The sequence below is a fragment of the Nocardia sp. A7 genome, from assembly GCF_046549215.1.
Lineage (GTDB): Bacteria > Actinomycetota > Actinomycetes > Mycobacteriales > Mycobacteriaceae > Nocardia.
Window position 1 is genome coordinate 906,892 of the sequence record NZ_JAJPWE010000001.1, and the last position, 19,925, is coordinate 926,816.

Genomic DNA, 19,925 nt, shown 5'->3' on the forward strand with positions numbered 1-19,925 from the left:
AGGACGCGGCAGATTGTAGATAAATGATCGGCAAAATACTGGTTATATGGTCGGCAGATTGCATGTAGGCTGGTCAAAGCTTTGATTTTCCGTGTTGGTCGAGCTAGACGCCGAAGGGGATAACTGTGTTGGAACTCGTCCCACGTGCCGCGACCGAACAGCTCGCCGATGCAGTCGGGGACCTCCGTGTCACCGTGGTAAACGGTCCACGGCAGGCGGGCAAAACGACATTGCTCGAAATGTTCCAGGCAGCACACGGCGGCACCTACCGCTCACTCGACGACGCCGAAGAACTCGCGGCAGCCCTAGCCGATCCCGTCACCTACGTCGACAACGGCGAGCGGCCCCTGATCATCGACGAGGTGCAGCGCGGCGGCGAACGCCTGATCCTGGCGGTAAAACGCAGAGTCGATCAGAACCGCACACCCGGACAGTTCGTCCTTGCGGGCTCAACTCGATTTCTGACCGTGCCGACGCTGTCGGAATCACTTGCCGGCCGTGCCGCCTTTGTGGATCTCTGGCCGCTGTCGATGACCGAAAGAACTAGCGGCGGTGCGGACTTCCTACACACCGGGTTCGGTCGACCTGCCGAACTCGTCGGCGAAACCTCACCCTGGACACGGGACGACTACCTCGAACTGTTCATCACCGGCAGCTTCCCCGAAGTGATCGGCATGCGCAACGCCAGCTCGCGGCGACGCTGGTTCAACAGCTACCTGCGCACGATCATCGAACGCGACATCACCGAGTTCGCCGACATCCGGCACGCCCAGGCTCTACCGCGACTCGCGGCGATGATCGCCGCCCGAGCAGGCAGCCCGTTTGTCGCCACTGATGTGGGCAACGGACTTACCCTTGCCGGCGAAACTATCCGCACTTACCTGAAATACCTCGAAACCGTATTCCTGACTGCGAGCGCCCCGACTTGGTCGACAAACCTCGTCACCCGACTGACCAAGGCCCCCAAGGTCTTTCTCACGGACTCGGGCATAGCAGCGAACCTCACCAATACCGATATCGACACCCTCCGCCGTCCAGGACAGCGCAGCCTCGGCGCACTGGTCGAAACTTTCGTCTTCAGTGAATTGCTGAAACTGAAAAGCCTGACCTGCGACGCCTTCGAGATCATGCACTACCGCGACCGCGACGGCCGAGAAATCGACTTCATCCTCGAAACCCCTGACGGTCGCATCTACGCCATCGAAGTCAAAGCCTCCGCCTCCCCCCACTCCGACGACGCCCGCCACCTTACCTGGCTCCGCGACAAACTCGGCGACCGCTTCACCGCCGGAATCGTCCTCCACTTGGGGACCAAAGGATTCTCGTACGGTGACCGAATTCTGTCGCTTCCGCTGTCCGCCCTCTGGGGTCACGCACCGCTGCGTACGGAGTCGGTAAAGGCAGGATAGACCGGCCAGTGAGAGGTAGCACCGGATGGTTGGTCGCGAGCGGCCACGGACACCGATTCGCCGGGACTTCCACCGCGGATCTGCCAGGGGATCGAGTGACGATCCGCCGGAAGAGGCTGCAACCGTTGTTGCTAGCAGAATGCCTGGACGATCACCTTGCCGGTGTACTCCCTGGTGAGGTATTCGACGGCACTGTGTGGCTGCGCGCCGTTGTCGACGACGGTGCGGGTCGGCGAGATGCCGCTGCTGGAAACCTTGAACAGCGGAGCCAAGTCCAGAGTCGTTGCGATGATGTCGTCGCGATCGGCGATGTTGTCCCAACTGGTGATCGTCGGGGGGACTTCGGCGGGGCTCGGGTTCAATCGTGGGTAGATGATCGACTGCAGACCGAGCGGTGATCCTGCGGTCAGGAGTGCGACAGGATGGTCGATGCGGTGCAGCGCTTCGTAGGCGACGACCGAGCCAAGCGAGTGGGCGATGATCAGGCGGGTCTCGGGGCCGATGTGTTCGAGAACCTGCTGTTGGGCGAACTCGCGGATGCCGGGGTCGGTGAAGTATTTGGTGACTTGACCGAGTGCGCCGACGACGAACCGAGCGGCGAAGTTGAAGCCGGTGGGAGCGAACCAGCGCAGGCGAGTGAGGGCGTTGATTGCCGGGCGAAGTGCGGCTCCGACGCCCTGGGGCTGAGCGGTGTCGTCGGCGAGGATCTCTAGCTGTATCCGCGCCTGAGCCCGGTCGCCGGGATCGGGAGCCGAGGCAGCCGCAGCGGTGAGCCACTCGTGTGCAAGCTGTTCGGCGAAGTCGAGTTCTGCGCCGGTGAGGTCCATCGGTCCAGCAGCACCTTGGGCACCTGCCCCGAGAAACGCATTCCCGTAGAAGGCCATTCGCGTTTCGACTACGCCTCGCCGGTCATCGCACCACAGTTGGTCGGCAAGACGTTGTTGCCCGACGAGACGCAGGGCTTGTGCCATAGCGGGGATCCACTTGTTTTCGAGCAGCTCCGCGTCGTACGGCTCCTGCGCGATTCCATGAACGAGGACAACTTCTGACACGTCTAATCCCCCAGATTGTGTAGGTTGCTGCGCACCCAGATTCTGCCCTGGTCAGTCCGTCGTCGCCAGCTCTATCGGCTCACGAAAACGATACCGGCAGATAGGTTTTGACCTGGCACATCACCGATATGGTCACGCAACGATTAGGTTGCTCAGGGTGGCTGGACGACTTGCGCTCGTAGTGGCGTCGCAATGCGATGAACTGCCGCGGATCAACGACATCGACGTGCTCGCGCGAGAGTTGCTCAGCGAGCTGAGCCAGCACGGCGGCTGGGCGTCGGCTACCGACGACGGGGCACCACTGGTCAATCCGACCCACAGTCAACTGCGCGATGCGTTTGACCAGGCGTTCACTGCCGCTGCCGAGCGGGAAGCGACGCTGCTGATCAGCTTCGTCGGCCACGGCTTCAACAATGACGCAGCCGGTGCGTACTACCTACTGGCGACCGACTCGCCCGCCATGACGCCGACGGGAAAGTCGGCGCTAGATCTCGGATACGAGGTCAAGGAAGGGCTCAACCTCTACGGGAAGACGGGCCTGGACGGACTCATCGTCCTCGTCGATGCTTGTCAATCAGGCGGGGTGATCAACCGTGCCGGGCAACAGTGGCTCGCTCTGATTCCCCACAATGCCTCCCGCATGGAGCTGCTCACGGCTTCCGCTGGAGACGAACCCGCCTACAACGCCTGCTTCACCCGCACCGCGATCCATGCGTTGCGCACCGGCGATCCGCGGGGCGAGAGTCAGATGCTCGTCAGCGCGTTGCGAGTGCCGCCAACTGCACGAGGCAAGAGCCCGGGCATATGAGCCTCACGCTGTCCGGTGCGGCATTGGCGTCGGCTGGTGGCGACCCGGGCTTATGGCTGGTACCCAACTGGGCCAGGGCAGACGCGGTGACCGGGCGTCCGTCAGCCGGTCATGTCAATCAATTGACCCGAGACCTGTTCATCACCAAGGAGGTTCGGGCCTGCGTGCGCCAGATCGTCACCGGGGAACCCGAGCGCCTACAGCTGGTGATCGGACCTGCCGGGTCGGGCAAGTCGGCGATCATGGGGATGCTGATTCGAGCGACCGAACGCAAGACCATTCCGGTCGATTTCATCTGCGCCGCGGTCTTTCTCGACGCGGCGAGTGGGCCCGAGTCTGTTGCCGAGGAACTCGCCACGCAATTGACCCGTACGCTCGACGGATTCAAGGAGGCTTCGGCGACCACAGCTCGCACACTGACCGAGAATCAGCAACGCTCGTTGGGCGCGTTCGACCGGATGGTCACGCTGCCGTTGGCCGCAGTGCGCACCGACGAGCCGTTCCACATCATCATCGACGGACTCGATCAACCAGACATCGGTAACCGTGAGTCGCTGATCGACGCGATCTCCGCAATGACTACGAACGCACAACTGCCCGACCTGTGTGTGATCGTCGGTGTTCGAGAAGGAACCGGGGTCGAGGTCGATCCGCGATTGGGACACGGATCGACCGTGCGAATTGGGTTGCCGTCAACCCAGGTGGTCATGGAGGCTGTCGCACAGCAGCGAAAGGATTTGGCGAGAACCGAAATTGGGGCCGTGACATCGCCGCACGGCAGCATTGTCGGCGGATGGCTGATCGCTCGACTGCTCACCGAAATCTCCCAGCTCCCGCCCGAATGGTCGGCTGACGATAGTTCCACCTTGTCGCGCGCTATCAGTCAGCGCATCGAGGACGCGTCAGCCCTGCCCGAGCATTCCGTCATCTCCACCGAACGCGTTCATGAATTTCTGGCAATCGTCGCGGCAGCGGGCGTGGGACCGGTGCTCCCCATCGAAGTCGCCCACGCGGCCTTCGGCAATCTCGGATCCGACGCTATCTCACGCCCCACCCTCCGAGGCTTGATCACCTCGCTCGGCTCGCTGATCGTGCGAGCGGCGCCCAGTACCAACGATGAACGAATCGGACTGGCGCACCTAGCTTTCAGCGGGCCTGTCGCTGAGCACATCACAGTCGACCTCACGGCAGCCCACCTAGCAATCGCCAACAGCCTTACGCCCCAAGGGTCTTCCCAGATGTTGGCCTACCGAGCCAAAGCCGGTGCCCGACACCTCGCACTGGGCGGACGTGCCGGTGACGCGGTCGCACTGGTCGACGCGGTGCAAAGTGATCGCCCCATCGACAACCTCACCCGCTGGACTGCCCTGCTACCCGAACTCCCGACCACTGACAGTGACGACACCCTCACCACCCGCCACAACATCGCCTACTGGCGCGGACAATCAGGGGACCCGGCTGGGGCACTGACCGAACTCGAACTCCTGCTCCCCGACCGCCAACGCATCCTCGGATCCGACCACCCCGAGACCCTGCGAACCCGCAACAACATTGCCTTCTGGCGCGGGCGAGCGGGGGGCAAGGCCGGGGCACTGACCGCCTTCGAACTCCTCCTCCCCGACCAGCACCGCATCCTCGGACCCGACCACCCCGACACCCTGACCACCCAGAAATGGATCGCATATCTACAGAGTCAGATGTAGGCCCTGAACTGGGCGGGCCATCAACCGCGAGGCTCAATGGCATAGAAGCTTGCCGAAGTCGCAGCGTGGGCGGTGAGCGACGAACACACGATTGGCGGGATTGTCACAGTAGGCTCGTCTGTGCTGTCGAGGACGAGGAGCTGACCATGACCGCAGCGCACCCAGACGAGCCGCAGCGCATCACGACCGAGCAGTTTCTCGGGGCCGAGCCCGATTCGCTCAGCACCACCTTCGGGGACTTCGAGATCGTCGACGGGCTAGTGGTTCGGGCGATGGCTCAGAGCGAGGCTCACAGTCTGGTGGTGCGCCGCCTCGCCGCGGCGATCGAGAACGCGCGCGACCCGGCGGGGCCGTGCCTGCGGGTAGGGTCCGACGTGGCGGTTCGGTTCGCCGATACCGAGGACGCGCCTGCCGACCAACGGCTCAATGTTCGCTACCCGGATATCTTCGTCCGCGATTGCGAGCCGTACGACGTCAACACTGTGCGCGAGCACATCTCCTTGGTCGCCGAAATCGCCTCGCGCGCGACAGTTGATGCCGACACCGGCGTCAAACGCCAGCTCTATGCGCGCGCCGGAATTCCGGTCTATCTGATCGTCCATTTCGACAAGAGCTGGAGCCGGATCGACCGGATCGAGGAGTACCGGCTCGATTGGTCGGGGATGCGGTACATGCCGCATCGGGTGCACCGCACCGCGCTCGTACTCGACACCCCGGTCACGTTGGCGATCACCTTGGATGCGCTGGACAACGCTTAACGACTGTTCGGGATGCCCCGGAGCCGGCGACTGATAGGTGAAATATGAACCAGCCGTTCTGTTTCAGCTAGCGGGAGCAGTGCCGCGGCAGGAGCGCTAGGTTCGTGGGATGGGTGGACGGCTGGCGTTGGTGGTGGCGTCGCAATGCTCGAACCTGCCGCGGATCGGCGGCATCGACGTACTGGCACAGGAGTTGCTCGCTGAGCTGAGTTCCAATGGAGGATGGGTCTCGGCGACCGACGATGGCGGGCCTCTGCTCGACCCAGGGCACGAGCAGCTCCGTACGGCGATTTCCGCAGCCTTCGATGCCGCTGCGCGGCAGGAGGCCACGCTGCTGATCAGCTTCATCGGGCACGGCAAACATATCGCCGGGGAGTACTTCCTGTTGGCGACGGACTCGCCCGAATCGCCGGACGACGATGATGCGATCAACCTCGGCAGCCGAATAAAAGTGGGACTCAAGCCGAAAGACTCGTCAAAAATCGACGGACTCATCGTGATTGTTGACGCATGTGCGTCCGGGCAAGCGATCAGTCAGGGCGCGGGCCGATGGCTGGACGTTATTCCACGAAACGCCGCTCGCATGGAGTTGCTGACTGCTTCTGCCGACGAAGAGCCTGCTTTCGACGCCTGCTTCACCCGCACCATCATCAAATCGCTTCGCGATGGTGATCGGCACGGCAACTACCTGGTCACTGTCGATGCGCTGCGGGCGCCGATCGCATCGGGCTGCCCGAGACAGCAACCTGGACATCTGAGCCTCACGATGTCGGGCGCGGCGCTACCGACGCGCGGTGGTGACCCTGGGTTGTGGCTGGTGCCCAACGAGGCGCGGGCGGACTGTTTGAAGGGGCGGCCGTCGGCCGACCTGGTCGACCAGCTGACCAGGGACTTGGCGTGGACGGATAACACCGAGGAGGTCGTCGCTGAGCTCGTCAACCACAAGCCGCCCCGCTTGCGCGTCGTTGTCGGGCCTGCGGGGTCGGGGAAGTCCGCGATCATGGGCGTTCTCATTCGCGCGACGCAGCAATTCATTCCCGAGAAGTACGTGAGCGCGGCGGTTTTCCTCGATGCGGCGAGCAGTCCGTTATCGGTGGCCGAGGAACTCGCGGCACAACTGTCGCGCATGCTTCCCGGATTCGCCGAGGCGGCCGAGCAGGTCGCCGCGACGCTCTCCGACATCCAACAGCGGAGTTTGGGCGCGCTCGAACGGCTCGTGATGTTGCCGGTCGCGACGGTCCCGACCAGACGTGCGGTGCACATCATTGTCGATGGACTCGATCAGCCCGACCACGGCAACCGCGATGCACTGCTGAACGCGATTTCGGCGATGACAACCGAGGAAGCCGGACGGCACCTGTGCGTCATCGTCGGTGTTCGGGCAGGGACGGAGGTAGAAGACGATCCGCGACTCGCGCGCGCCCACCGGGTCACCGTCGAGTTGCCTTCTGTGCGAGCTGTCGTCGATGCGACTGTCGAAGTGCGGCAGGGCATCACCAAGGAAGATCTTGCGGGAACGACGGTTTCGGACGCACCGGTTGCTGGTGGCTGGCTGATCTCCCGGTTGTTGGCCGAGATTTCCCAGCTCCCCGAAAACTGGTCCAGTGCAGACGATTCGGTCTTGGCCCGCGCCGTCGCGCAACGCATCGATGACTCCTCCGCCCCTGCAAGCGACGGCACCCCATCCAAAAATTCCGCCCCCATCATCCGCCAGTTGCTCGCGGTACTCGTGGCCGTCGGTGTCGGGCCGGTGCTTCCTTTCGAAGTCGCCAGGTCCGCGCTGATCCGACTCGGCGCGACCGAGATCTCCGAGTCCACACTCCGCGACCTGATCGTTTCGCTCGGCTCGCTGATCGCGCGCACTGCACCGAATTCCGTTGAAGAGCAAATTGGCTTGGCGCACCTGGCTTTCAGCGGGCCTGTTGCTGAGCACATCACGGTCGACCTCACGGCAGCGCACTTAGCAATCGCCAATAGCCTTGCACCCCAAGGATCTACTCAGATGCTGGCCTACCGCGTTAAGGCAGGCGCCCGACATCTCGCGCTGGGCGGACGTGCGAGCGAAGCAGTCGCACTGGTCAACGCCATGAAAAGCGATCGCCCCGTCGACAACCTCACCCGCTGGACTGCCCTGTTACCCGAACTCCCAGCCACAGACAGTCGCGACACACTGCGCACCCGCAACAACATCGCCGCCTGGCGCGGGAGAACAGGGGACCCGGCCGGAGCACTGACTGCCTTCGAACTCCTCCTGCCCGACCACCAACGCATCCTCGGACCCAACCACCCCGACACACTGCGCACCCGCAACAACATCGCCGCCTGGCGCGGGGAAACAGGGGACCTGGCTGGGGCACTGGCCGAATTCGAACTTTTGCTCCCCGACCACCAACGCATCCTCGGACCCGACCACCCCGACACACTCCGCACCCGCAGATGGATCGAGAATCTACGGAAGCGCATGTAAGGCGTCGATATGAGCCGGTAAACCAAACAAACGAGGGCTCCCACATCGTGAATTGTGAGAGCCCTCGTTGCGTCAGTGGCTGCAATCAGCGGCGACGCTTGCCCTTCGAGTCGGTGCGAGCCGCTTCGCGGCGTTCGCGGCGGGTGCCGGACGACTGCTGGCCGCCGTATTCCTGTGCGTCGGAATGAGATTCGGCGTGGCCGTCTTCGGCGGGGCCCGAGTAGTTCATGGCTCGGGGGGCCTGGTCGGTGATGCCCTTGGCGCGCAAGGCCGGGGGGGCTTGGGTTTCCGCGGGGGTGTCCTGGGGACGGGCGCCGACCGGGGAGCGCAGGCCCTTGTCGATGGAGACGCCTTCGGGCTGCGGCTGCTGGACCTCTACCTGGAGGTTGAAGAGGAAACCGACGGACTCCTCCTTCAGGCCGTCCAGCATGGCGGCGAACATGTCGAAACCTTCGCGCTGGTATTCGACAAGCGGGTCGCGCTGGGCCATGGCGCGCAGGCCGATGCCCTCCTTGAGGTAGTCCATCTCGTAGAGGTGTTCGCGCCACTTGCGGTCCAGGACCGAGAGCAGCACCTGGCGTTCCAGGTTGCGCATGGCGCCTTCGCCCGCGAGGCCGTCGATTTCCTGTTCGCGCTTCTCGTAGGCGTTGTGGGCGTCTTCGAGGAGCATCTCGCGCAGTTCGTCGCGGGTGAGTTCGCCCGCGTCGCCGGTGGCGGTCTCGCCGGCGAGTTCCTTGTAATCCAGGGTCACCGGGTAGAGGGTCTTGAGGGCGGTCCAGAGCTTGTCCAGATCCCAGTCCTCGACATAGCCCTCGGCGGTGGCACCGTCGACGTAGGCGGTGGTCACGTCGGTGATCATGTTCTGAACCTGACCCTCCATATCCTCGCCACGCAGGATCTGGTTGCGCTCGCCGTAGATGACGGTGCGCTGCTGGTTCATGACCTCGTCGTACTTCAGCACGTTTTTGCGGATCTCGAAGTTCTGCTGCTCGACCTGGGTCTGGGCGCTCTTGATGGCCTTGGAGACCATCTTCGCCTCGATCGGGACATCGTCGGGCAGGTTCAGGCGCGTCATGATCGACTCGAGCGCGGCACCGTTGAAGCGGCGCATCAGCTCGTCGCCCAGCGACAGGTAGAAGCGGGACTCGCCCGGGTCGCCCTGACGGCCGGAACGACCACGCAGCTGGTTGTCGATACGACGCGACTCGTGGCGCTCGGTGCCGAGCACGTAGAGACCACCGGCCTCGCGAACCGTTTCGGCGTCGTCCTCGGTCTGCTTCTTGACCTGCTCGAGCGCGGAGTGCCAGGCGGCCTCGTACTCGTCGGGCGTGTTCACCGGGTCAAGGCCCTGCTTGCGCAGCAGGATGTCGGCGATGATGTCGGCGTTGCCACCGAGCACGATATCGGTACCACGACCGGCCATATTGGTGGCCACGGTCACCGCGCCGGGACGACCGGCCTCGGCGATGATCTGGGCTTCCTGCTCGTGGAACTTCGCGTTCAGCACACTGTGCGCCACACCGCGTTTGGTGAACTGCTTGGACAGGTACTCCGAGCGCTCCACGCTGGTGGTACCGATCAGGACCGGCTGGCCCTTCTCGTGCCGCTCGGTCACATCGTCGACGACCGCGGCGAACTTGGCCTCTTCCGACTTGTAGATCAGGTCGGCCTGGTCCTTGCGGATCATCGGCTTGTTCGTCGGGATCGGGACCACGCCGAGGTTGTAGATCGAGTGCAGCTCGGCGGCCTCGGTCTCGGCGGTACCGGTCATGCCGGACAGCCGACTGTAGAGGCGGAAGTAGTTCTGCAGGGTGATCGTGGCCAGGGTCTGGTTCTCCGGCTGGATCTCGACCTTCTCCTTGGCCTCGATCGCCTGGTGCATGCCCTCGTTGTAGCGGCGGCCGACCAGGATGCGGCCGGTGAACTCGTCGACGATGATCACTTCGCCGTCGCGGACGATGTAGTCCTTGTCGCGCTGGTAGAGCTCCTTGGCCTTGATGGCGTTGTTCAGGTAGCTCACCAGCGACGAGTTCGCGGCCTCGTAGAGGTTGTCGATGCCGAGCTGATCCTCGACGAACTCCACGCCCGCCTCGTGCACGCCGATGGTGCGCTTCTTGATGTCGACTTCGTAGTGGACATCCTTCTTCAGCAGCGGCGCGATGCGCGCGAACTCGGCGTACCACTTCGAGGAGGCGTCGGCCGGGCCCGAGATGATCAGCGGGGTGCGGGCCTCGTCGATGAGGATCGAGTCGACCTCGTCGACCACGGCGAAGTTGTGCCCACGCTGGACGAGATCGTCCAGGGAGTGAGTCATGTTGTCGCGCAGGTAATCGAAGCCGAACTCGTTGTTCGTGCCGTAGGTGATGTCGGCGGCGTAGGCCACCCGACGCTCGGCGGGGGTCATGCCGCCCAGGATCACGCCGACCTCGAAACCGAGGAAGCGGTGCACGCGGCCCATCCACTCGGCGTCGCGCTTGGCGAGGTAGTCGTTGACCGTGACCACGTGCACGCCGTCGCCGGAGATCGCGTTCAGGTACGCGGGCAGCACACAGGTCAGGGTCTTGCCCTCACCGGTCTTCATCTCCGAGATGTTGCCGAGGTGCAGCGAGGCGCCGCCCATGATCTGGACCTTGTAGTGCTTCTGGTTCAGCACCCGCCACGACGCCTCACGCGCCACGGCGAAGGCCTCGAGCAGCAGGTCGTCGAGGGTTTCGCCGTCGGCGTAGCGCTGGCGGAACTCATCGGTCTTGGCGCGCAACTCGGCGTCGGTCAACGCCTCGATCTCGTCGCCGTACGCGATGACCTCATCGGCGAGGTTCGAGAGCCGCTTGACCATGCGACCTTCACCAATCCGTAGCAACCTCGTCAGTGTCAGCGCAGGCACGGGTCTCGTCAGTCCTCTGGTCGGAGTTGTGTTCAACGGCGATGGTAGTCCGCAGACCACCGTACCCGGCGGCGTGGACCCGTGCCCGAGTACCGCCGCAGTCATTGCCCCAGGTCACGACGCCCGGCGAGCCTCGTTGCCCGGCACTGCTGTTCACCTGCCGTGACGTAGGATGTAGCGCGTGCCCGATCAGCGCCATGCCGCGCGAAGCGTGCTACGGCACCGGAAGGAGCTTCGGAGCGCGTGATCACGCGATTGACGCCGCAGGACGCGTCGTTCTATCGGCTCGAATCGAGCAGCAACCCGATTCACATCGGCTCTCTCGCGATCCTGAACAATTCCTCCCCCGACACCGCGGGCCAGGTTCTGGACTACGAACGCCTCGTCGACCTGGTCGAATCCCGGCTGCCGATGGTGCCGCGCTACCGCCGCAAGGTACGCGAGATCCCGCTGTCCATGGGCAGACCGGTCTGGGTCGAGGACAGCCGTTTCGACATCAGCTATCACATCCGGCGCTCCGCGCTACCCGGTCCCGGCAACGACTCCCAGCTCTACGATCTCGTCGCCCGGCTCGCGTCGCGTCCCCTGGATCAGGGGCGACCGCTGTGGGAGATGTATCTGATCGAAGGGCTCGCCGACGGGCGCGCCGCGGTGTTCACCAAGTCGCACTCGGCGCTCGTCGACGGTGACACCGCCCTGGAAATCGGGCACGTGATCCTCGACAACTCGCCACTACCGCGCGAACTGGCCGACGACGCCTGGCGGGCACCGCGCGAACCCTCCGATGTGGAACTGCTGGCTGGGGCGCTGTCGCAGTTGGCCGCGCAGCCGCGCGAGGCCTACAGCGTGATCCGCGACGCGGGGTCGAACGCGTTCGGGGTGGTGCGCGGTACGCAGATGGCGGTGAAGGCGGCGGCCAATGTGGTGCGCGCGGCGACCTCGGGCGGCGTGCCGGACAGTCCGCTCAACGCCCGCACCTCGCGCAGCCGGCGCTTCGACGTGGTGCGCACCGACCTGGAGGACTACCGCACGATCCGCAGGCATTTCGACTGCTCGATCAACGACACGGTGCTCGCGGTGGTCACCGGGGCGCTGCGCAACTGGTTGCTCTCGCGCAACGAGGCGCTGGTCGAGTCGACCAATCTGCGTGCGGTGGTACCGATGTCGGTCTACGTCGACGGCGACAACCAGCTGACCCCGGCCAGCGAGGTGTCCTCGTTCCTCATCGATCTGCCGGTGGGCGAACCGAATCCGACGATGCGCCTGTCCCACATCTCGCACGCCACCGAGGCCGCGGGCAGGCAGCGTCGCGGAGTCAGGGCGCGCACGCTCGTGCACCTGGCCGGATTCGCGCCCGCGAGCCTGCACGCGATGAGTGTGCGGGCGGCGAGTACCTTCGCCGACAACAGTTTCAATCTGGTGATCACCAACGCGCCGGGACCACAGACCGCGATGTACATCGGCGGGGCGCGCATGCTGGAGATGTATCCGGTATCGCCGCTGCTGCGCAATCAGACGTTGAGCTTCGGACTCACCTCGTACGACGGTCAGGTCTTCTACGGACTCAACGCCGACCGCGACGCCATGGCCGATATCGATGTCCTCGCGGCCTCGGTGCACGAATCGATGGAGGAGTTGCTCGGTGCCTGTCTCTGAGAACGACACGATGCGCGTCTACATCCCGGCGACGATCCCGATCCTGCGCCAACTCGTCGACGAGCAGCAGTTGCTCCCGCTCGGCGCGACCGCGTTCGCCGTGACGCCCGCGCTGCGCGAGGCCTACGCCGCGGGCGACGACGACGAACTCGCGGAAGTGGCGATGCAGGAAGCCGCACGGGCCTCCATGCGGTTGATCGGCGCCGAACGCGACGATGTGGACGACGTCGATGGCGAAACGGCCGACCCGGGCAGCCCGGTGTACCGGCGCGCGGTGATCGCGGCGGATGTAGCGGGGGCGAAGCTGCGGCCGGATCTCGACGATGCCGTGGTGAAGCTGTCGGGGCCGATCACCTTCAAGCAGGTCGCCGCGGTGCATGTCGACCTGGCCGAGGCCGAGCCGCAGGTGGCCAAGGCCGTCGACGTCATCGACGCCGCCGACCTCGGTGACACCGACGCCGAGTTCGTGCTCGGCGACGCCGAGGACCACCAGCTTGCCTGGTACGCACCCCAGGAAGTGCCGTTCCTGCTCGAGCTGTTGTAACTTTTGGCCGCGGGCGGGCACGGTTGCTCACTGTTCACAACTGGCGCTGAACCTACGATGCCGTAACCTAGCTGCGAGCGGGCTACCCCACGGTGGCCGGATGCATGACAGGGAGACATCGCACAGCATGGTCATCGACAAGTTCCGGGAATGGCTCGAAGCACCGGCGGCGCAGGTCGCCGATCGCGGCGGCAAGCTGAATGTGTTGCGCGGCGCGGTAGCCCGGGTGACCACCCCGCTGCTGCCCGACGATTACCTCCACCTGGCCAACCCGTTGTGGTCGGCACGCGAGCTGCGCGGGCGCATCGTCGAGGTGCGCAAAGAGACCGCCGACTCGGCGACCCTGGTGATCAAGCCGGGTTGGGGCTTCGATTTCAAGTACCGGCCCGGGCAGTACATCGGCATCGGCATCCTGATCGACGGCCGCTGGAACTGGCGTTCCTACTCGCTCACCTGCCCGCCCGACTGGACCGGTGAGGGCGGCAAACGACTCATCTCCATCGCGGTGAAGGCGATGCCGGAAGGCAAGCTGTCCAGCCACCTCGTCAACGGGGTGGCCGAGGGCACGATCGTTCGTCTGGCCGCGCCGCAGGGCGGATTCGTGCTGCCGGAGCCGCCGCCGGCGAAGGTGTTGTTCCTCACCGCGGGCAGCGGTATCACCCCGGTCATGTCGATGCTGCGCACGATGGACCGCCGCGACGGTGTCCACGATGTGGTGCACGTGCACTCCGCGCCGACCGACGCCGATGTGATGTTCGGTGCCGAACTGCGCGCCCTGCACGACAAGCACCCCAGCTTCGTCTCCCACCTGCAGCTCACCGATGAGCAGGGCCTGTTCTCACTGGCCAGCCTCGACGAGCTCTACCCCGACTGGCGTGAACGCGAGACCTGGGCCTGTGGACCCGCCCCGATGCTCGACGCGATCGAGAACCACTGGAAGCACGCGGGTGTGGCCGACAAGCTGCACATCGAACGCTTCGAGGTGGAACGCTCCGCGACCGGCGAGGGCGGCACCGTGACCTTCGGCACCACCGGACGCACCCTCACCGTCGACGGCGCGACCAGCCTGCTCGAAGCCGGTGAGTCCGTCGGCGTGCAGCTACCCTTCGGCTGCCGGATGGGAATCTGCCAGACCTGCGTGGTCACTCTCTCCGCCGGACACGCCCGCGATTTGCGCAACGGCGACGAACGCCAGCCGGGCGACAAGGTCCAAACCTGCATTTCCGCCGCCGCGGGCGACTGCACGCTGGACATCTAACCGATTGACGTACCCGGTACCGGGTACCCTCGGAGTATGCGTCGGCCATAATCATTGACCGACGACCATCGCTCAGGCCTTCGACCTCGATCAGCCTCCGGCGACCACAACTTAGGACCACTCACAGCTCAGCAGAGCTGAGGCCACAGGGCGAGAACCACGGCGCGCAGCGCGCGGTTCTCGGCCGCCTCGATCTGGACTGACCAGAGGGTGCGACGAAGGAGTGCCCGCCGGGAGTGAAGATCGAGGGAACAGGCCGAGAACCCGCGGCGCCAGCCGCCAGATCAACACAGGAGGACCCCGGGTGGCCATCACCGATATTCAGGCCTTCGCCCATCTGACGGCGGCCGACATCGAGACCCTGGGGAAAGAACTCGATTCGATTCGCCGCGAGGTGGAGACCTCTCGCGGCGAACGCGACGCGAAGTACATCCGTCGCACGATCGCGGCCCAGCGCGCACTCGAGGTCGCTGGGCGAGCGGTGCTGTTCGGCAGCCGTAACCGGTGGGCGTGGCTCGGCGGTACCGCGATGCTCTCGGTCGCCAAGATCATCGAGAACATGGAGCTCGGCCACAATGTGAGCCACGGCCAGTGGGACTGGATGAACGACCCCGAGATCCACTCCACCAGCTGGGAGTGGGACATGACGGGCACCTCGTCGCAGTGGCGGCGCGCGCACAACTATTCGCACCACACCTACACCAACGTCCTCGGCAAGGACGAGGACCTCGGTTTCGGCATTCTGCGGATGACGCGCGACGAGGAGTGGCGCCCACTGCATTTGGCTCAGCCCGCCGCCAATCTGCTGCTGGCCGCCACCTTCGAGTGGGGGATCGCACTCCACGATCTCGGCATCGAGAAGGAGCTGGCCGGGATTCCGATGAGCGCCCACACCTCGGCGCCGGACATCGAGTTCTACCGCAAGGCGGGCCGTCAGGTCGCCAAGGATTTCGTGCTGTACCCGGCGCTGACCGGGCCGGCGTGGAAGTCGACGTTGAAGGCCAACGCCACCGCGAATCTGGTGCGCAACCTGTGGTCGTACGCGGTGATCTTCTGCGGGCACTTCCCCGACGGCGCGGAGAAGTTCACCGTCGAGCATCTCGACGGGGAGACCCAGGGCGGCTGGTACCTGCGTCAGATGCTGGGCAGCGCCAACTTCAAGGCAGGCCCCGTGATGGCGTTCATGAGCGGCAACCTCTGCTACCAGATCGAGCACCACCTGTTCCCCGATCTGCCGAGCAACCGGTATTCGGAGGTCGCGGTGCGGGTGCGCGAGCTGTGCGACAAGTACGACCTGCCCTATACCACCGGATCGCTGGGCAAGCAGTACCTGCTGGCCTTCCGCACCATCCACAAGCTGGCACTGCCGGATCGCTTCCTCAAGCGCACCGCCGACGATGCGCCCGAGACGTCATCGGAGCGCAAGTTCGCCGGCATCTCGCTGCCCGACAGCCTGCGGGTCGACCCGGAGACCGGTAAGCGTTTCGGTCTGCGCTCGGCGATGCACGATGCGAAGGTGTCGCTCGAGATCAAGGCACGGCACGAGAAAGAAGTGCTGCGCGAGGCGAAAATGGCGCTCAAGGCGCGGGCCAGGCAGGAGAAGTTGGCCTTGCGCGAGGCCAAGCGGGCGCTCGGCGAACGGGCTGTGCGCGAGCGTGGCCTGCTGCGCGACAAAGCCGCTCGCCGCATGGCCCGACACGCCTGATAACATTTGCGTTTCGATTACGCAATAGGACTTATCACACATTTCGCCCCGAAATTCACCAACCTACGCTCTCGTAACTTACGGTAGTGTAGCCGCCATGGCGATCTCGGATGTCAAGGAATACGCGCACCTCACCGCGGCGGATGTCGAAGCACTAGGTGCGGAGTTCGACGCGATCCGCCGGGAGATCGAATCCTCCCGCGGCGCGGCGGACGCGCGCTATATCCGCAACGTCATCCGGTTACAGCGAGCCCTCGAGATCAGCGGCCGTACGGTGCTGTTCGCCAGCTTCCTGCCCCCGGCCTGGCTGGCCGGTGTCGCCCTGCTCGGCTCCGCCAAGATCATCGAGAACATGGAGATCGGGCACAACGTCATGCACGGGCAGTGGGACTGGATGAACGATCCGGAAGTCCACTCCACCTCGTGGGAATGGGACAACGCCGGGCCCTCGGCGCACTGGAAGATCACCCACAACTTCCTGCACCACAAGTACACCAACGTCCTCGGCATGGACGACGACATCGGCTACGGCCTGCTGCGCGTCACCCGTGACCAGCGCTGGATGCCGTTCTACCTCGGCAATCCCATCTACAACTTCCTGCTGCAGGCGCTGTTCGAGTACGGCGTGGCGATCCAGCACCTCGAGCTGGGCAAGGTCGCGAAGAAGAAGTGGGACAAGGACTCTCCCGAGTGGAAGCAGTTCGAGGCCGACCGCACGCTGGTGCTGAAGAAGATCGGCAAGCAGGCCGCCAAGGACTACGTGGTCTTCCCGCTGCTCACCGGCCCGGCGTTCCTCACCACCCTGACCGCCAACGTCGCCGCCAACGTGGTGCGCAATGTGTGGACCAACGCGATCATCTTCTGCGGACATTTCCCCGACGGCGCCGAGAAGTTCACCAAGGCCGACATCGAGGGCGAGACCAAGGGCGAGTGGTACCTGCGCCAGATGCTGGGCAGTGCCAACATCAGCGGCGGACCGCTGCTGCACTTCATGAGCGGCAACCTCAGCCACCAGATCGAACACCACCTGTTCCCCGACCTGCCGAGCAACCGCTACGCCGCCATCGCGGTGCGGGTGCGCGAGTTGGCCGAGAAGTACGACCTGCCCTACACCACCGGTTCGCTGCCGGTGCAGTACTTCAAGTCGTGGCGCACCATCCTCAAGCTCTCGCTGCCGAACAAGTACCTGCGCCACACCACCGACGACGCGCCGGAGACCAAGTCCGAGCGGCTGTTCGCCGGCCGGACCACCCCCTCGATCGACCCGGTGACCGGGCGTCGTCAGGGCCTGCGTACCGCGCTGGCCACCGGCCGCAAGCTGGCCCGCCGGACGATGGCCTGACCCGGTTGCGGTTGTATGGTCGGCGTGAGTGCCGATCAACTGAGCGTCTACGACGCGATCCGTCTGCGTCGTGATGTGCGCGCCGAATTCACCGGCGAGCCGATCGACGACGACACCCTCCTGCGGATTCTCGACGCCGCGCATCGTGCGCCCAGCGTCGGGAACTCCCAGCCGTGGGACTTCGTCGTAGTCCGTCAGGCGGACACGCTGCGCCGTTTCGCCGAGCACGTGGCCGACAGACGGGTCGAGTTCGAAGCGTCGCTGCCTGCCGAGCGGGCGGCGACCTTCGCGCCGATCAAGATCGACGGGATCATCGAGAGCGGCACGGGTGTTGTTGTCACCCACGATGATTCGCGTGGCGGGCCGCAGGTGCTCGGTCGGGCGAATGTACCGGAGACCGGGGTGTACTCGACCGTGCTGGCGATCCAGAACCTGTGGCTCGCGGCGACCGCCGAGCAGGTGGGGGTCGGTTGGGTGTCGTTCTACGACCCGGAATTCCTGCGCGAGCTCGTCGGCCTGCCCGCCGCGATCAAGCCGGTTGCCTGGCTGTGTGTGGGGCCGGTGCGCGAATTCCAGCAGGTGCCCGACCTCGAACGGTTCGGTTGGCGTGCGGGGCGCGCACTGGCCGAGGCCGTGCATCGCGAAACCTTCGGCGGCTGAGCAGAGTTCCGGGCACCCGCTTGTGGCGGATGCCCGGAACGGTGACAGTGCTAGGCCAGTTTGATCAGGCCGTAGTCGAAGGCGTGTCTGCGATAGACCACCGATGGGCGGTCGGTCTCTTTGTCGTGGAACAGGAAGAAGTCGTGCCCGACCAGTTCCATCTGATAGAGGGCGTCGTCGACCGACATCGGTGTCGCGGTGTGCACCTTGGTGCGCACGATGTGGCCGGGCCCGGCGTCGTCGGCGGTCTCATCGTGGTCGTGGGCAGCGGAACCGTCCGGCGGGGTGAACAGCGACTCGTCGACCAGTGTGGCCGTGGCCTGGGCAACCGAGACCGGCGTCTTGTCGCCGTAGTGCACGACGCGCCGCTTGTCCTTGGTCCGGCGCAGCCTGCTCTCGATCTTCTGGGTGGCCGATTCGAGCGCCGCGTAGAAACTGTCGGCACAGGCCTCGGCGCGCACGATCGGTCCTCGGCCGCGCGCGGTGATCTCCACGCGCTGACAGGCCTTGCGTTGACGACGGTTGCGTTCGTGGAACAGTTCCACATCGAAGAGGAAGATCGACGGGTCGAAGCGCTCTAACCGAGACAGCTTCTCCGCGACGTAGATTCGATAGTGGTCAGGTATTTCGACGTTACGACCGGAGACCACAACTTCGGCGTTCGGTGTCTCGGAATCGGTCGTCTCGGTGGCACCGTTGATCAGTGCCGTGGGTTCAGCATCTTGCACTGTTGCCCGTGAAGAAGTCGTCACGCGTACCTCCCGGATATGGCCGCACAACTACGAACTGTAGGGCGGCGGGATTGAGCTGTGCCGATCGGGAATCGCCCGGCACCTGTCTCCGCGGCACCACCTCCCAAAGCTGGTTTCGAACCGGCGCCTTCGCGTGAGCCTGCGTGATTTCGCGGCGCTTCCGCCTGCGGCCCGCCGTCTCCGGCGCCGTATTCGGTGTGTGCCCGCGACGCTAGTCCGCCACGGGCAAGTCCGCCACTGTTCACGCGAACTTTCCTCAGTCAAGCCGCGCAGGTCACCAAAACCGCGCGCGGAACTATGCCGATTCGGCTAAGAACACGTATCGATTCGCAGGCGGTAGCACCGGTGGTCAGCACGTCGTCGACCAGTACCACCTGCGCTTTCGCACCGATTGTGACCCATTCGTCCAGATCGGGAACAGTCGTTATCCTGCCGCGCAGATTGAGGATGCGTTGCTGCGGCGTCAAACCCACCGAATCGCGCACCCCTCGACCCATCCGCAGCAGCGGCGCGGTACGGCAATCGATCAGCCACCGTGCCGCGATCGCCGCGGATCTGGCCACCGGGTCGCCGCCGCGACGGCGGGCCGCCGCGGATCTGGTCGGCGCGGGAACGAGCACCAGCGGGCGGTCAGGAGCGCGCAAGCGGGCCAGTGCGTTGGCCAGTGCCAGGCCGAGTGGGGCGGTCAGATCGCGCCTGCCGTGTTCCTTCGCCGCCAACACCGCCCGCCTGCCCACGCCCGCGTAGGGCCCGAGCGCCCAGCACGGCACGCCGGGATCGGCGCGTGGCCGAACCCGGACGGGGTCACGACCGAGCTCGGCGGCGCACTGGGCACACCACTGCTCGCCGAGCACACCACAGCCACCGCACCGGTCGGGCAGGATCAGATCCAGCAGCGCCTTCATAGCGAGCGAGTATGACAGCGGG

Annotated in this window: 15 protein-coding genes; 11 read left to right on the forward strand and 4 right to left on the reverse strand. The window is 65.0% G+C overall.

The annotated features are described in order from the left end of the window. Positions 1–194 precede the first annotated feature (194 nt). Positions 195–1,409: an ATP-binding protein gene (locus tag ACLJPD_RS04080; protein WP_410871911.1), complete on the forward strand. Its 1,215-nt coding sequence runs from the start codon at positions 195–197 to the stop codon at positions 1,407–1,409. Between the two features lie 131 nt (positions 1,410–1,540). Here ACLJPD_RS04080 and ACLJPD_RS04085 read toward each other — a convergent pair whose 3' ends face one another. Beyond that, positions 1,541–2,461 (reverse strand): hypothetical protein, encoded by a 921-nt coding sequence (locus ACLJPD_RS04085; RefSeq protein WP_410870354.1) that lies wholly within the window; start codon positions 2,459–2,461, stop codon positions 1,541–1,543. A 157-nt stretch (positions 2,462–2,618) separates the two neighbouring features. On the opposite strand from ACLJPD_RS04085, the gene ACLJPD_RS04090 reads away from it, so the two are divergent. The 4 genes from ACLJPD_RS04090 (at position 2,619) to ACLJPD_RS04105 (ending at position 8,197) form a co-directional block, all read left to right on the forward strand. Further along, positions 2,619–3,269: a hypothetical protein gene (locus tag ACLJPD_RS04090; protein ID WP_410870355.1), complete on the forward strand. Its 651-nt coding sequence runs from the start codon at positions 2,619–2,621 to the stop codon at positions 3,267–3,269. Beyond that, a complete protein-coding gene (locus tag ACLJPD_RS04095) occupies positions 3,266–4,972 on the forward strand; it encodes a tetratricopeptide repeat protein (protein WP_410870356.1) in 1,707 nt (568 codons plus the stop codon). Before ACLJPD_RS04090 ends, ACLJPD_RS04095 begins: the two co-directional genes overlap by 4 nt. A 146-nt stretch (positions 4,973–5,118) precedes the next feature. Further along, a complete protein-coding gene (locus tag ACLJPD_RS04100) occupies positions 5,119–5,730 on the forward strand; it encodes a Uma2 family endonuclease (protein WP_410870357.1) in 612 nt (203 codons plus the stop codon). A 109-nt stretch (positions 5,731–5,839) separates the two neighbouring features. Next, positions 5,840–8,197 carry a tetratricopeptide repeat protein gene (locus ACLJPD_RS04105; RefSeq protein WP_410870358.1) on the forward strand — a complete coding sequence of 786 codons (2,358 nt, stop codon included), beginning with the start codon at positions 5,840–5,842 and terminating at the stop codon, positions 8,195–8,197. A gap of 85 nt (positions 8,198–8,282) precedes the next feature. On the opposite strand, the gene secA is transcribed toward ACLJPD_RS04105, so the two are convergent. Then, positions 8,283–11,081 (reverse strand): preprotein translocase subunit SecA, encoded by a 2,799-nt coding sequence (gene secA / locus ACLJPD_RS04110; RefSeq protein ID WP_410870359.1) that lies wholly within the window; start codon positions 11,079–11,081, stop codon positions 8,283–8,285. A 243-nt stretch (positions 11,082–11,324) separates the two neighbouring features. Here secA and ACLJPD_RS04115 point away from each other — a divergent pair, with 243 nt between their 5' ends. The 6 genes from ACLJPD_RS04115 to bluB all read left to right on the forward strand — a co-directional run bounded on the left by ACLJPD_RS04115 (position 11,325) and on the right by bluB (position 18,246). After that, positions 11,325–12,737, forward strand: a complete 1,413-nt coding sequence (locus ACLJPD_RS04115) for a WS/DGAT/MGAT family O-acyltransferase (RefSeq protein WP_410870361.1) — start codon at positions 11,325–11,327, stop codon at positions 12,735–12,737. A gap of 10 nt (positions 12,738–12,747) precedes the next feature. After that, positions 12,748–13,281, forward strand: a complete 534-nt coding sequence (locus ACLJPD_RS04120; RefSeq protein ID WP_410871912.1) for a DUF6912 family protein — start codon at positions 12,748–12,750, stop codon at positions 13,279–13,281. Between the two features lie 100 nt (positions 13,282–13,381). Further along, complete coding sequence (locus ACLJPD_RS04125; protein WP_410870363.1) at positions 13,382–14,539, forward strand: ferredoxin reductase; 1,158 nt, start codon at positions 13,382–13,384, stop codon at positions 14,537–14,539. Between the two features lie 304 nt (positions 14,540–14,843). Further along, on the forward strand, positions 14,844–16,244 hold the full coding sequence (locus ACLJPD_RS04130) for a fatty acid desaturase family protein (protein WP_410870365.1): 1,401 nt from the start codon (positions 14,844–14,846) through the stop codon (positions 16,242–16,244). 97 nt (positions 16,245–16,341) lie between these two features. Continuing rightward, entirely contained in the window at positions 16,342–17,586 is a 1,245-nt protein-coding gene (locus tag ACLJPD_RS04135) for a fatty acid desaturase family protein (RefSeq protein ID WP_410870367.1), read from the forward strand. Between the two features lie 15 nt (positions 17,587–17,601). After that, complete coding sequence (gene bluB / locus ACLJPD_RS04140) at positions 17,602–18,246, forward strand: 5,6-dimethylbenzimidazole synthase (RefSeq protein WP_410870370.1); 645 nt, start codon at positions 17,602–17,604, stop codon at positions 18,244–18,246. 50 nt (positions 18,247–18,296) lie between these two features. Here bluB and hpf read toward each other — a convergent pair whose 3' ends face one another. Together hpf and ACLJPD_RS04150 are read right to left on the reverse strand one after the other, a co-directional pair. After that, on the reverse strand, positions 18,297–18,998 hold the full coding sequence (hpf, locus tag ACLJPD_RS04145; RefSeq protein ID WP_410870372.1) for a ribosome hibernation-promoting factor, HPF/YfiA family: 702 nt from the start codon (positions 18,996–18,998) through the stop codon (positions 18,297–18,299). 260 nt (positions 18,999–19,258) lie between these two features. Next, positions 19,259–19,903, reverse strand: a complete 645-nt coding sequence (locus ACLJPD_RS04150; RefSeq protein WP_410870374.1) for a ComF family protein — start codon at positions 19,901–19,903, stop codon at positions 19,259–19,261. Between the last annotated feature and the right edge of the window lie 22 nt (positions 19,904–19,925).

What these genes read in the sequence shown, in the direction of transcription:
- ACLJPD_RS04095 (WP_410870356.1), top strand. Translation starts at nt 3,266, where the DNA reads ATGAGCCTCACGCTGTCCGGTGCGGCATTGGCGTCGGCTGGTGGCGAC.
- ACLJPD_RS04100 (WP_410870357.1), top strand. Translation starts at nt 5,119, where the DNA reads ATGACCGCAGCGCACCCAGACGAGCCGCAGCGCATCACGACCGAGCAG.
- ACLJPD_RS04105 (WP_410870358.1), top strand. Translation starts at nt 5,840, where the DNA reads ATGGGTGGACGGCTGGCGTTGGTGGTGGCGTCGCAATGCTCGAACCTG.
- ACLJPD_RS04120 (WP_410871912.1), top strand. Translation starts at nt 12,748, where the DNA reads ATGCGCGTCTACATCCCGGCGACGATCCCGATCCTGCGCCAACTCGTC.
- ACLJPD_RS04125 (WP_410870363.1), top strand. Translation starts at nt 13,382, where the DNA reads ATGCATGACAGGGAGACATCGCACAGCATGGTCATCGACAAGTTCCGG.
- ACLJPD_RS04135 (WP_410870367.1), top strand. Translation starts at nt 16,342, where the DNA reads ATGGCGATCTCGGATGTCAAGGAATACGCGCACCTCACCGCGGCGGAT.
- bluB (WP_410870370.1), top strand. Translation starts at nt 17,602, where the DNA reads ATGGTCGGCGTGAGTGCCGATCAACTGAGCGTCTACGACGCGATCCGT.
- ACLJPD_RS04150 (WP_410870374.1), bottom strand. Translation starts at nt 19,903, where the DNA reads ATGAAGGCGCTGCTGGATCTGATCCTGCCCGACCGGTGCGGTGGCTGT.